Source organism: Corynebacterium sp. UMB8791 (assembly GCF_054166365.1).
In genome coordinates this window covers 113288-125938 of sequence record NZ_JBSZCG010000136.1, presented here as the reverse complement: position 1 = coordinate 125938, position 12651 = coordinate 113288, and the positions used below count along the sequence as shown (strand labels likewise).

Annotated in this window: 12 protein-coding genes and 1 tRNA gene; 8 read left to right on the top strand and 5 right to left on the bottom strand. The window is 59.4% G+C overall.

From position 1 onward, the window contains the following. The first annotated feature begins 40 nt into the window (after positions 1-40). The gene (locus tag ACXIUA_RS09410) at positions 41-364 is read left to right on the top strand and encodes a hypothetical protein (protein WP_284818820.1); all 324 of its coding nucleotides are present in this window, start codon (positions 41-43) and stop codon (positions 362-364) included. A 2-nt stretch (positions 365-366) separates the two neighbouring features. On the opposite strand, the gene ACXIUA_RS09405 is transcribed toward ACXIUA_RS09410, so the two are convergent. Next, a complete protein-coding gene (locus tag ACXIUA_RS09405) occupies positions 367-1161 on the bottom strand; it encodes an HAD-IIA family hydrolase (RefSeq protein ID WP_255365820.1) in 795 nt (264 codons plus the stop codon). 1 nt (position 1162) lies between these two features. Next, a complete protein-coding gene (locus tag ACXIUA_RS09400; RefSeq protein ID WP_457976668.1) occupies positions 1163-1486 on the bottom strand; it encodes an acyl carrier protein in 324 nt (107 codons plus the stop codon). A gap of 22 nt (positions 1487-1508) precedes the next feature. On the opposite strand from ACXIUA_RS09400, the gene ACXIUA_RS09395 reads away from it, so the two are divergent. Together ACXIUA_RS09395 and ACXIUA_RS09390 are read left to right on the top strand one after the other, a co-directional pair. After that, the gene (locus ACXIUA_RS09395) at positions 1509-2510 is read left to right on the top strand and encodes an alpha/beta fold hydrolase (RefSeq protein WP_457976667.1); all 1002 of its coding nucleotides are present in this window, start codon (positions 1509-1511) and stop codon (positions 2508-2510) included. Positions 2511-2513: 3 nt separating this feature from the next. After that, positions 2514-3422: a Rib/alpha-like domain-containing protein gene (locus ACXIUA_RS09390; RefSeq protein ID WP_457976666.1), complete on the top strand. Its 909-nt coding sequence runs from the start codon at positions 2514-2516 to the stop codon at positions 3420-3422. Positions 3423-3425: 3 nt separating this feature from the next. Here ACXIUA_RS09390 and aceE read toward each other — a convergent pair whose 3' ends face one another. After that, positions 3426-6152, bottom strand: coding sequence for a pyruvate dehydrogenase (acetyl-transferring), homodimeric type (gene aceE, locus ACXIUA_RS09385; protein WP_284818812.1), 2727 nt, complete (start codon positions 6150-6152; stop codon positions 3426-3428). 204 nt (positions 6153-6356) lie between these two features. Between aceE and ACXIUA_RS09380 the strand changes: the two genes are divergently transcribed. Both ACXIUA_RS09380 and ACXIUA_RS09375 read left to right on the top strand, forming a co-directional pair. Beyond that, complete coding sequence (locus ACXIUA_RS09380; protein WP_070362150.1) at positions 6357-6785, top strand: DUF3052 domain-containing protein; 429 nt, start codon at positions 6357-6359, stop codon at positions 6783-6785. Positions 6786-6852: 67 nt separating this feature from the next. After that, positions 6853-6928, top strand: a tRNA-Val gene (locus ACXIUA_RS09375). 39 nt (positions 6929-6967) lie between these two features. On the opposite strand, the gene ACXIUA_RS09370 is transcribed toward ACXIUA_RS09375, so the two are convergent. Continuing rightward, a complete protein-coding gene (locus ACXIUA_RS09370; RefSeq protein WP_256005263.1) occupies positions 6968-8113 on the bottom strand; it encodes a site-specific integrase in 1146 nt (381 codons plus the stop codon). A 260-nt stretch (positions 8114-8373) separates the two neighbouring features. On the opposite strand from ACXIUA_RS09370, the gene ACXIUA_RS09365 reads away from it, so the two are divergent. Further along, the gene (locus ACXIUA_RS09365; RefSeq protein ID WP_457976665.1) at positions 8374-9306 is read left to right on the top strand and encodes a hypothetical protein; all 933 of its coding nucleotides are present in this window, start codon (positions 8374-8376) and stop codon (positions 9304-9306) included. 32 nt (positions 9307-9338) lie between these two features. Beyond that, positions 9339-9887 carry a hypothetical protein gene (locus tag ACXIUA_RS09360; protein WP_145945240.1) on the top strand — a complete coding sequence of 183 codons (549 nt, stop codon included), beginning with the start codon at positions 9339-9341 and terminating at the stop codon, positions 9885-9887. Positions 9888-10847: 960 nt separating this feature from the next. On the opposite strand, the gene ACXIUA_RS09355 is transcribed toward ACXIUA_RS09360, so the two are convergent. After that, positions 10848-11822 carry an ABC transporter permease gene (locus ACXIUA_RS09355; RefSeq protein ID WP_070362153.1) on the bottom strand — a complete coding sequence of 325 codons (975 nt, stop codon included), beginning with the start codon at positions 11820-11822 and terminating at the stop codon, positions 10848-10850. Positions 11823-11898: 76 nt separating this feature from the next. Between ACXIUA_RS09355 and ACXIUA_RS09350 the strand changes: the two genes are divergently transcribed. Beyond that, positions 11899-12489, top strand: coding sequence for a TetR/AcrR family transcriptional regulator (locus ACXIUA_RS09350; RefSeq protein WP_084028560.1), 591 nt, complete (start codon positions 11899-11901; stop codon positions 12487-12489). The last annotated feature ends 162 nt before the right edge of the window (positions 12490-12651 follow it).

Sequence of the window (12651 nt, the reverse complement as noted above, 5' to 3'; positions counted from 1 at the left end):
CGCGTGCGCCGCACTGTCACACACAGAAGGGTCCCCACAAATGACAACAACTCTCGTTGCCCCGCGTACGTGGCGCTCTGTCTGCGCCGCGCCGACGACCTCCGTCATGAGCATCCAGGACATGCCCGCCGCAGCGCGTATGCGCGTCGAAGAGCTCCTGCTCCTGCTCCCGGACGCGCCAGTCAACCAGGAAGCGCTCTGGGACGACGCCTGGTTCACCCGCTGGCGCCGGGACAGTACTGGCACCTACCAGTGCCGCGAAACCTTCCGCGCGACCCCGGACGTCACGCGCAGCTTCGCGGACGCGCTCGCGGCGCTAGCCGCCGAATACGGCTTCAGCGCCAGCGTCGAAGCGGCAGGATAGGGCTAGCTGTACGCGCCGTCGCCGAAAGGATCGGTGATGACGTCCACAAGCTGGGCAACGGAATCGATCACCTTCGTTGGCCGGTACGGGTAGCGGGCGATCTCGGCGTCATCCGAAATTCCCGTGCGCACCAGCAGTGTGCGCATGCCGGCCTCCAGGCCGGACTTCACGTCCGTATCCATCCGGTCACCAATCATGACCGTGTGCTCCGAGTGCGCGCCGATATTGTTCAGCGCCGAGCGCATCATCACCGGATTCGGCTTGCCCACGTAGTACGGCTCCATCCCAGTCACCGACGTAATCATCGCAGCCACCGCGCCCGTCGCCGGGAGAATGCCGTTCGGGCCGGGGCCCGTCAGATCTGGGTTAGTACCGATGAACCGCGCACCCTTCAAAATCAGGTTGCAGGCCGTCGTGATCGCCTCAAACGAATAGGTGCGCGTCTCACCCAGCACCACAAAGTCCGGATCCTGGTCCGTCAGGATCCACCCGGCCTCGTGCAGTGCCGTGGTCATCCCGGCCTCGCCAATCACGTATGCCGAGCCCTCGCCGACCTGCTGCGACAGGAAGGTTGCCGTGGCAGTCGCGGACGTCCAAATCCGCTCCGGCTCAATCTGCAAGCCCATCCGGACCAGCTTCGCCGAGAGGTCCCGCGGGGTTTGCATCGAATTGTTCGTCAGCACCATAAACGGAATCGATTCATCGTGCAGGCGCTGAATGAAGGCGTCCGCGCCGGGAATCATCTGCCCTTCCTTGTGCAGCACGCCGTCCATGTCGGTGAGATAGGAAATAGTCACGCTACGCTCCTTTGTAGTCCTCGTGCCCTTCAATGTAGGCGCTGAGCTCACCCAGCGTCGAGTGCTGCCGGTAGGTTTCCTCGTCAATCGGCACGCCAAGCTCTTGCTCGATGCGCACCGCAAGCTCAATACGATCTAACGACGCCACCCCGGCCCCATCCAGCGTGGTCTCCCGATCCAGGCCTTCAGTGTCCTCGCCGGTCACGCGCTCAATGAGGCGCGTGAGCTGAGCGAACGCGGAGGCATCCTCGGTGTTCGCGGTGGGGTCGGAGGGGGCGTCGTCAAGCTTGAGGGCGCTCAAATCTAAGCGTTGTGAGAGTTCCATACCCACATAATAAGGTGGAAGCATGCTGCAAACAGTTGCCTACCTCCGATCGCTGACGCCCAAAGCGCGCCGACAGCTCGTGGAAACCCGCGAACTGCTGCACACCGGCGACGGCGAATACGGGCTCAAGCCCGACCGCGAGGGCGTCCTTGAAGTCGACGCCGGGGGAGAGCGAGTCAACATTCACTGGTACGAACTCGGCCCCGAGGACCCCGACGCCGTCACCGTCGTCTACGTCCACGGTTTCAACATCGCCGCCGAAGAATTCTTCCTGCAAACCGAAGACGTCGCAGGCCACGGGGTGCGCCAACTGTTGCTTGACCTGCGCGGGCACGGGCAGACCGGCAAAGTCGACCCCGATCTCTTAACTATCGACGCCGCCGCCGACGACGTCGCCGCCGTCATGCGTGAGCGCAACGTGCGCGGACCCGCCATCGTGGTCGGGCACTCACTCGGCGGACCGATTTCGCTTTCGATGATGCGGCGCTACCACCACGAATTCAACCTCGCGGGCTCGGTGCAGATCTCCAGCGCGGTCGAACCCTTTACCGTCCAAGGCCTGCCACAGATCCTGGCAGGGCCGATCGGCCGCTTCATCGAAGGCGTCGTCGCCGTGACCCCGCACTTCGCGGAAGGCGTGCGGCAAGTCGTCACCGACATGCTCACCCCGATCCTCGCGCTCGGGTTCTACTTCCGGCCGATGAGCTACCAGCTGGTGCAATTCCACGCCGCCATGATCCGCGAAACCCCGCTGGAAACCTACGCAGGCTACTTCGAGGATCTGCTGCACCACTCGGAACTCGACGCCGGCGAGGTGCTCAGCACCATCCCCGGCTACATCCTCGTCGGCGACCACGACGCCGTCACCCCAGTGTCCCAGAGCGCGAAACTCCACGAGATCTGGCCGCACGCCTACATGCAGGTGCTGCCTGAAAGCGGCCACATGCCGCCTCTCGATGCCCCCGGCGCCGTCAGCACCGCCATCAACCGACTCATCCAACGCATTACCGAAGACGTGAAGTAACTCATGAATTACAAATTGCTCGCCGCCACCACCGCCGCAACCTGCGCCATCGCCTGCGCCCCGCTGGCAGTGGCCGCTGACGTGACGGACGCCGACCGCTACCAGCCGAGCTTCCACACCGAGCCCCGCTACGTACCGCTGGTCCCAGGTCAGCTCTACACGGAGAGCACACGTTTCACCCCGACCGGAGCGCCGGAGGGGACAACGTTCTGGGTCGCCGGCGGGGGAGAAACGCAAGGGGTGCCCATCGTTGCCACGATCGAAAACGACACGACCCTTGTCGTGCGCCTCCAGTTCTTCAACTGCGACCAAGTCGAAGCCGGGCAGCTCTACGCACCGAGTTGCACCACCGTCCAGCGCGGCGAAAACACCCGCAAACTCGACATCGGTGTGAAATACCCAGACGGGACCACGGAGTACATCGGCGTGCCGGTCTCGCTCGTTGCCGACCAGCGCCTGATCTACGAACCCGTCTACAAACCAGTCGAGGTCGCCCACGGCACATCGTTCACAGCGACGCCGTTCAACCTTCGCGATCGCGTCGAGCTCCCAACCGACGCGAAGTTCGAGCTCATCGACCCACCAGTCGGGTGGGACCTCTCCATCGACCCCGTCACCGGCACCGTCAGCGGCACCGCCACCGACGCCGCCCGCACCCCCTCGACCGTCGAAGTCCGCGCCACCTTCGAAGACGACACGACCCGCACCGCATTCCTCCGGATCAGCCACGACGGCCCCAACCCGCCAGAGCCGACGCAACCGCAAACACCCCCAGCGGACTCGAACGGCTCCTCGGGTTCGAGGGCGCTCGTCATCACGCTAGGGGTGCTCTCTACGCTCGCGGTGGTCGGGGCGCTGTTCGCAGCGTTGGCGCCGAACATTCCGGCGCTCGCCCCGTACCTCCCGCGCTAGCCCTTAGGCTTCGGTTGGGTCGTCGATCTTCAGGTCCTTCGCGGCCTGCGCGGCAACATCCATCTCGATCTTGCCCTCGTTCGCCAGGCCCATCAGCGCCGCAACCACCATCGACTCGGCGTCAATGTTGAAGTAGCGGCGTGCTGACTCACGCGTATCCGAGAAACCGAACCCATCCGCGCCAAGCACCAAGTACTGGCCCGGCACGTACGGGCGGATCTGCTCCTGCAGGTCCGTGGCGAAGTCGGACGTCGCAACGTACGGGCCCTCCGTCTGCTTCAGCTGACGGGTCACGAACGCCTCGCCGACGTCCTCACCCGGGTGCAGCAGCTGCTCGTTGGCAACACGCGCACCGTCGCGCGCACACTCCACCCAGGAGGTCACCGAGTACACCGAGGCGCCCACGTTGTAGTTCTCCTGCAGGATCTTCTGCGCGCGAAGCGCCTGCTGCATACCAATGCCGGAAGCAAGCAGCGACACGTTGTGCTCGTGCTTCTCGCCCTCGTCGAACAGGTAGATGCCCTTGTGCAGGCCCTCAACGTCGAGGTTCTCTGGGCGCGCCGGCTGGTGCGTCGGCTCGTTGTAGACGGTGATGTAGTACATCACGTCTTCGCCGTGGCCGTCGCCGTACATACGCTCGATGCCCTTGGAAATCAGGTACGGCATCTCGTACGCAAAGGCAGGATCGTAGGTGACCACCGCCGGATTTGTCGACGCCAAAATCGGCGAATGACCATCCATATGCTGCAAGCCCTCACCAAACAGGGTGGTGCGTCCCGCAGTCGCGCCGATGATGAAACCGCGCGCCATCTGGTCGCCAGCGGCCCAGAAGTTGTCGCCCGTGCGCTGGAAACCGAACATCGAGTAGAAGATGTACATCGGGATCATCGGCTCGCCGTGCGTCGCATAGGACGTACCGGCCGCGATGAAGGACGCCGAGGAACCGTCCTCGTTGATGCCCTCGTGCAGGAGCTGGCCGTCCGTCGCCTCGCGGTAGGACAGCTGCAGGTCATGGTCCACTGGGACGTAGTTCTGGCCCTGCGGGTTGTAAATCTTCAGGGTAGGGAACCAGGAGTCCAGGCCGAACGTGCGCGCCTCATCCGGAATGATCGGCACCACTCGCTTCCCGATCTCCTTATCACGCATCAACGCCTTAAACGTACGCACCAGCGCCATCGTCGTGGCAACTTCCTGCTTACCCGAGTCCTTGAACATGGCCTTGTAAGCCTTCTCGAAGTCCTGCTGCTGCTCCAGCGGCGTGAACTTCACACGACGCTCCGGCAGGTACCCGCCGAGCTCCTCGCGGCGCTCCTTCAAATACTTGATCTCCGGAGCGTCCTCGCCCGGGTGGTAGTACGGCGGCAGGTACGGATCCTTCTCCAGCTCCTCGTCGCTGATCGGCACGCCCTGCTTGTCGCGGAAGCGCTTCAGGTCCTCCAGCGTGAGGTTCTTCATCTGGTGCGTCGCGTTACGACCCTCAAAGTTGTGGCCCAGGCCGTAGCCCTTAATCGTGTGCGCCAAAATGACCGTCGGCTTGCCCTTGGTCTCCAGCGCACGCTTGTACGCCGCATAGATCTTGCGGTAGTCGTGGCCGCCGCGGCGCAGCGCCCAGATCTCCTCATCCGACATGTCCTCGACCAGCTTCAGCGTCCGCTCGTCGCGGCCGAAGAAGTGCTCGCGCACAAACGCGCCATCATTGGCCTTAAACGTCTGGTAATCACCATCCGGAGTGGTATTCATGACGTGGACCAGCGCACCGTCCTTGTCCTTCTCCAGCAGCTCATCCCACTCGCGGCCCCACACAACCTTGATCACATTCCAGCCAGCGCCAATGAAGAAGGCCTCCAGCTCCTGGATGATCTGGCCGTTGCCGCGGACGGGGCCGTCGAGACGCTGCAAGTTGCAGTTGACCACGAAGGTCAAGTTATCCAGGCCGTACAGCGACGCCATGTGCAGTAGACCGCGCGACTCCGGCTCGTCCATCTCGCCGTCGCCGAGGAACGCCCACACGTGCTGCTGATCCGTGTCCTTAATACCGCGATCCTGCAAGTACTTGTTAAAGCGAGCCTGGTAAATGGCGTTCATTGGGCCCAAGCCCATCGACACCGTCGGGAACTCCCAGAAGTCCTTCATACCGTGTGGGTGCGGGTACGACGGCAGACCACCCTGCGGACGCGAATGCTCCTGACGGAAACCATCCAGATCATCCTCAGTCAGACGACCCTCCAGGAACGCACGCGCGTACATGCCCGGGGAAGCATGACCCTGGTAGAAAATCTGGTCGCCGCCCTGCTCAGCGTCCTTGCCGTGGAAGAAGTGATTAAAACCAACCTCATACAACGCCGCCGCCGACGCATACGAGGAAATATGGCCGCCAACCTTCACACCCGGACGCTGCGCGCGGTGCACCATGATCGCCGCGTTCCAACGCATCCAACGGCGGTAGCGCTTCTCAATCTGCTCATCACCAGGGAACTCCGGCTCCATCTTCGTCGGAATCGTATTCACGAAATCCGTCGACGACAACGCAGGCAAATCCACCCGCTTCGCCGACGCCCGCTCCAACAGGCGCAGCATCAAAAATCGAGCACGCTCCGGCGTGGACTGGTCCAGAATCCCATCAAACGAGTCAATCCATTCTTGGGTCTCTTCCGGGTCCGTATCATGCAGATACGAAGCGACACCCTCGCGGATCAACGGGATGTTGGAGTCATTATTGTGTTCAGCCAAGGAACGTCCTCCTAACGTTTCGGGCCTGCAACCAGCGAGGCACAGGCGGGAATGAAAACCTGCAAAACAGGATACGTGGTTTCAGCCAATTGCGTTGAACGTCACAAAACTCGAGGGCCCCCGGAGGCCGTCGCGTATTTGTCCGGTAATGTGTAACCCGCAGATGTAAACTAAACGGCATATTTGCATACAACACTCATCTCATTGGGAGGAATAAGAACGTTGGGCGCCAACGGTGTCGATACATACGCTGACCGACTAGGGGTCAATCAAGGCGAAATCGTCCAAGAAATCGGTTGGGACGACGACGCCGACGCAACCATCTCCGAAGCGATCGAAGACCGCATCGGCGACCAACTCCTCGACGAAGACGCACAAGACCTCTGCGACATGATCCTGCTCTGGTACCGCGAAGACGACGGCGACCTTGTCGACGTCCTCGTCGACTGCTCCCGCAACCTCGACGACAACGCCCGCATCTGGCTCATGACCCCAGGCGCCTCCAAGCCCGGCGGTGTACAACCCGGCGTCATCTCCGAATCCGCCCAACTCGCCGGCCTGGTCCAAACCACCGCCGACCGCTTCGGCGAATGGCAAGGCTCCTGCCTCCGCTCCGCCGGTGTACCAAAATAGGCGTTTACCTGCCCGTTTGTTGTTAATTTTGCGATCGGTAGAAGCTTTGTTAAAGTCTCTACCCAGCGCGCCGTTAGCTCAGCTGGAAGAGCAACTGGTTTACACCCAGTAGGTCGGCGGTTCGAGCCCGTCATGGCGCACCATGCCAGAGGCCCTTTCCGAGGAATCGGGGAGGGCCTTTTTCACGTCGCCACGACATTTCCACGACATTTTGAAAAAGTGTCGTCGAGTCGTCGTTCCGCCACGACATCCAAGTCACCATCAAACAAATCAGCGTAAACGTTGAGTGTCATTGCTGCCGAAGCGTGGCCCAATTGTCGTTGTACGACCTTCACGCTCGCCCCGGAACCAACCATGAGCCCGGCGGCGACGTGGCGTAGCCCGTGTGGGGTGAGCTTCGACGGGAACGACGTGTCCTTGCCTTGGCAGCGTTTCACTGCGTGCGCGAAGAATGATGTGTGGCCCAGGGGTCGCAGTGGCCCGCCGTTGGTTGCGGTCCACAGCAGGGCGTCTTTCGTTTTGCCGCGCGTGCGCTTCTCAAGCAGACCGGCAACCCACTCGGTGATCGCTACGGTGCGTTGCTCGCCGGTTTTTGGGGTGCCGTAGATAGGGCCGGCCGTGGTGTGGCGGGCGTTGCGTTCGACGCGTATGCGGCGGCGTAGGAAGTCGATGTCGCCGACGCGCAGGGCGGTGGCTTCGCCGTAGCGTAGCCCGGAGGTGCCGAGTAGGGCTATGAGGTCACCCATGTCGCCGCATTCACGCACAAGGGCTTGTAGCTGGCCTGGGGTGAGGTACACCTTTATGCCGGGGCTCTTTTTGGGGAGTTTCACCCCACGCGCCGGGTTTGATGGGATCATGCGGTCTTGTACTGCCAGGTCCAGTATTTGGGCGAGGACCATGTGGCAGTTGCGTACGGTGGTTGGGGATGCTGGTTCGTTGGTTGGTTCGGGGTGTTTGCCGGAGGTGTGTTTTTTGATGGTGCCGAGCCATACCTGTATCTCGGATTGGCGGATGGTTTTGATTTGGCGGTCGCCCCACATGGGTTCGACGTGGATGCGCCATGTTGATTCGTTGATGCTTTTGGTGGCGGGTTTGAGGTGCGCCCAGGATTGTTTCCATGTGTTGGCGAGGTCGTTGATGGTGGTGGTGCCGAGTTCGGGGGCGATCCAGTCACCGTCTCCCATGGCGGTGGTGTTTTTCGCGGCCCAGGCTTGGGCGTCTGATTTTCTTGCGAAGCCTTGTTTGGTGCGGCCTTTTCCGGTGGGGTCTCGGTATTGGACGCGCCATTTGCGGCCTGTCGTTGTTTTGTATGGGGTGATGCTTGCCATAATGGGTGTGTCCTTCCTTTGTTGGGTTGGATTGGTGGCCCCCTGGCACTTCTGGTTTTTCTGCATGGCCACATTGGGAAAACCCTTCGGCCATACCTGAACCGCAGGATTGGGAACACTCAACCACATGTCCAAACTGCGGCAACAAACTGACCTGGGATTTTAGCGACCCCATAGCAACAGTTATCCATACCGGATATACGGAGGAAGGGATTAGCTAAAATCGGCTCTAGTACACCCAATTCAATTAGAGACGAAACATGGCCACGAAGAACCGGACGATTTTCTACTACTCACCAAAATGGTGGGATAAGGACGACCAACCTATCGATATCCCAAGTACATTTTGGAACGATATTTGGGATGAGATTAATGCTTTAGATGGGTCGAGCTTTTCATTTAAGCACTATGGGAGGGACTATATTGTCCAGGCAGCAAGTATAAAATCTCCTTCCGTAAAGTTCCTGTATATTGGAAAGGTTCGTTCTAAAGACGATTGGCCTGACCATCGAGACCAGGGCAGCGACCAAATTGAGAGGCTCGCTCAAACTGGTATCGGTGGTCATCTCATCGAAGGTGCCTACCTGACCGCATCAGGGCACGAAAACGTAGTAGCAATATCGAGAACTCAGAATGGAGCTACAGTCTCCGCCATTAGCGCAGCAATTTCTCACCATTTCAATACTCTTCAAAGCGGAAATCGCTTCGAATTAACCCCGTTTGTCCGTAGGGACCAACTCAGACGTCTGCAAGAAGCTGATGGTGCAACTAGACTTCAGCTCACGCTCGACAATGATGTAGACCTTGCAGAACTTGATGGGGATGACAGTGTGAGTAAAGCTTTGGCGAAAGCTAAAGAAATCGACACCGGAAATCAGATGACGGTAGGTATCACTCTAAGCTTTGGCAATTATACGGTCTCCCCCTCAATACAGGATGATGTTAAGACTGCGCTTGTCAACCTGTTTGGTAAGGAAACGGATATTCAGAAATTCAAAAAAGCTGAGGCCACCTTGACCAATTGGGACAAGGATGGAAAGCTGCGCAAAGATTCGATTGACTTCATCTCCGATCGAATCACGATTAAAGAATCGTTCCAGAACGAAGAAAATGAGCAACCAGGGCCCGAGCATATTCTTCAGGGAATGCTTGAAGCAAACAGTAAATTTCGCGAAAAACTTCGTAAACTTTAGAAGTTATCCCATAGAAGGCAGAGAGGCATACAATGAAGTGGGGAAAGACACGGAAGGAGATACTTCGTTCTTATCCACGTCTAATTGATGCAACGCTGCTAACACTCACTATGTTACATGCGCTGCTTGCTCTGACGGGTCAAATACCTGATATCTGGCATGCGTTGTCAGACTCTGCGACCCCAGATCGAACTGAGTCCCTCTATACCGGCGCGCTTGGGGCTGCAGCTACAGTATCGGGTTTTTCTGGTGTAGTAGTAATATTTGCTCTGACTGCCAACGGCAAACGCTTTCAAAATCTCCGAGTACTTGGAGGGAAAGCATTAAAGTCCAATTGGATAAGTTCCACATCATCTGGATTTTTCGCAGTCCTTGCTTTCACACTTGCTAATCTTCTTAGCCTTCTCAATTGTCCGAGTATTGCCCCATACATATTTCAAGCAGGATTCCTGTTACTCGCGCACTCTTCAATTCGTTTAGTTTGGCTACTTGGAGAACTCACCGAAATTGTCATTGCTGCAGATCGCGATGCTATTAAACAAGCTCGGCAAGTTTCCTCTACCCGCGAATTGCATGGCTGACCGGATAAAATAAAGAGCTCTATTATTGAGAAATCGAAGTTTCTCAGTCTAGCTGGAGCATTAAACATGCTGCGCCGCCTGGCCCCGCACAACCTCGTGCAGGGGCCATTTTTAATACCCAAAACCACCCAACCACTGAGGAGAAACCACCCATGAAAAACTGCGAACTCAAAATCGCCACCGCCACCACCCGCACCTCCTCCCACTGAACCAACCAACACACCACCCTCCAAGACCTACAGACAATCATCGGCTTCTACAAAGGAGAAGGCAATGACAGATGAAATGATGACCGCGACCGTTTACAGCCGCCCACACTGTGTGCGGTGCACCACCACGATCCGCGCACTCACACGCTGCGGGGTCGTCGTGCAGGTCTGACAGCTCGACGACTACCCCGTGAAGATTGTGGAGATGGAAATGAAGGGCTGGCAAGAGCTGCCACTAGTGGAGGTCCACGACGCACGTGGTGAGCTGGTGGGCATGTGGTGCGGGTTTAGCCAGGTACACATCGACCGACTCAAGGAGGGGCAATGACCAAGCTCAGGGCTTTAGCCCGTGAGAGTATCTGGTGCCGGGTTCAAAGCATGGGCTTTAAGGAGTGCGATGCTGGTCGCTGAAAATCGGCCAGTCTGGGCAGAAATGGTCGACCTGCATCGCACGCTTCTAACACCTCGACCGGAACGGAAACTGACTGGTAGTTCATCAGTGAAACCGGGAACAATCTTTGTGGACATCCGTCGCGACCTGGGAAGACGTGAGTGGTGGTCGACGGGAACAGGCCCAAAACGAAAAATAGTTCCCGAGCCCGGGAACTATTTCAGTGGTAGAACGAGAGCGCAAGGGGTGGCGCACCAAAATCTAGGATTTTCGCGACGCACCTTTGCATTTGCTCAGGTCGTCAGGGGTCGTAATGGATTGTGGTGCACAGCGAATGCCCAGGAACGTGCAGGACCTTCTCTAGTGGTCCGCAACCGCCTCAGTAGCACCAGACTCAGCAGCGCGACCTCGCTCCAAGAACAGGAGCAGGAGCCCAACCACGATCCAGATGAGCAATACCCACCAGCTCTGGGTTGCTCCGAGGCCATCGAAGTAGGAAAGGGAGCGCACGAGGTGTCCGGTGGCGCCGATTGGCATCCACTGGCCGAGCGTCGACCAGCCGACGGGGAGGAGCCACGGCCCGGTGGCCAGGCCGGAGAGCGGGTTGGCGACGAAGATGGTCAGGATCGCGCCGAGGCCCACGCCGGGCAGCCCGATGACTGCGCCCAAACCGGCGGTGAGCAGCGACGTCGCGAGGATGCCGCAGCCGATGCCGAACCACTCCATCCCGAAGCTGCCGGTGAGGGTCCCGTAGACGGAGTGCAGCATCCACGTCGCGACCAGCGACCCGAGCGCAGCAATCCCCACGAGAACGGCGAGTTTTGTCCACTTCTTTCCGCGGAATCCGAGTGTCGCGATGACGGCGGAGACAATTCCGCCGAACGCCAGCGGCAGTCCGAGCAGCGCAAGGCCGGTCGCTTGCGGGTCGTCCGGGGAGGTCGGCGCGAGGTCTTCGCGAGTCACGTCCATGCCCTGAGCTTCGAGTTGTCCCGCCATGCCCTCGATCATCTGCGCATACGGTGCGCCGTTGCCGGAGGCGGTGTATGCCGTCGCACCCTGCGGGGTGACCACGAGCCCACCCACCGCTTCACGCTGTGCGATCGCATCGCGCACTTCCTCGTCGGAATCGCGTACGAGGAGGGTGGGGCCGTCCTCGCTTAGTGTTGCTTCCATCTTTTCGACGAGCGGTCCCGGCGCCGCAACCGCCAGCGGCACATTGCGCGGGCCTGATGCGAAGGTTGGTGCGAGGAATGCGAAGAGCATGAGCCCAATGATGATCGGGATTCCAATGACGGCGCCGACCGCCTTGACTGTTGAGTTGTTCGTTGCGTTCACGGGAACCTCCTATATGGAACGCAGTGTTTCACTTACACAAACCGAACATAGTGTTCCATTTGTTAAGCTGTCAAGCATGAGACAAGACGCACGCGACAACCGCGAGGCCATCGTCACCGCAGCCCGCTCACTTCTTATCGACGTCGGCCCCGGCGTTTCCATGCGCGCCATCGCGAAGGAAGCCGAGGTTGGAGTGGCGACAGCCACGCGACATTTCCCGGAGCGCATCGACCTCCTGGATGCCATTGGCGAACACGCGGTGGAGGACATCAACCACGTCATCGATCGCCACCTCGACGAATTTGCCGACGTCCCCCGCAACGCCTGGCGCCAAGCCACCCACGAAATCGGGGACCTCAAACACGCGGCGCTTGCGCAGGCGATCTTCGCCGATTCCATGAGTGACCCCGCGACTATCAAGCGGCGCGAACCCATGATCGAGAAGCGGATTAGGGAGATCCGTGCCTGCTACAACCGCCTCCTCGACCCTGCCAAAGCTGCCCACCTATGCCCCGAAGATCTAGACCCCATTGAGTTCCACATCGGCCTTGGTGTGGTGACCCGTCCACTGCCAGCCGGGGTGCCGGTCAATAACGTGGCAAAAAACCTGGTTCCGAACCTCATCGATTTATTGCTGGACGGTCTCGAGCAGCGCGCGCAGGGGTAGGAGGGTGAGCTGCCTAAAGGTCCGAAAGAAGTTCCGGTCGAGGTATTCAAGGAGTGCGATGCTGGTCGCTGAAAATCGGCCAGGCTGGGCAGAAATGGTCGACCTGCATCGCACGCTTCTAACACCTCGACCGGAGCAGAATCGGCATGGTAGCCCAGGAAA

Bases quoted from the DNA above. Each gene is read 5' to 3' on its own strand.
- ACXIUA_RS09390 (WP_457976666.1), top strand. From the start codon at position 2,514: ATGAATTACAAATTGCTCGCCGCCACCACCGCCGCAACCTGCGCCATC.
- ACXIUA_RS09365 (WP_457976665.1), top strand. From the start codon at position 8,374: ATGGCCACGAAGAACCGGACGATTTTCTACTACTCACCAAAATGGTGG.
- ACXIUA_RS09360 (WP_145945240.1), top strand. From the start codon at position 9,339: ATGAAGTGGGGAAAGACACGGAAGGAGATACTTCGTTCTTATCCACGT.
- ACXIUA_RS09370 (WP_256005263.1), bottom strand. From the start codon at position 8,113: ATGGCAAGCATCACCCCATACAAAACAACGACAGGCCGCAAATGGCGC.
- ACXIUA_RS09350 (WP_084028560.1), top strand. From the start codon at position 11,899: ATGAGACAAGACGCACGCGACAACCGCGAGGCCATCGTCACCGCAGCC.
- ACXIUA_RS09395 (WP_457976667.1), top strand. From the start codon at position 1,509: ATGCTGCAAACAGTTGCCTACCTCCGATCGCTGACGCCCAAAGCGCGC.
- ACXIUA_RS09400 (WP_457976668.1), bottom strand. From the start codon at position 1,486: ATGGAACTCTCACAACGCTTAGATTTGAGCGCCCTCAAGCTTGACGAC.
- ACXIUA_RS09410 (WP_284818820.1), top strand. From the start codon at position 41: ATGACAACAACTCTCGTTGCCCCGCGTACGTGGCGCTCTGTCTGCGCC.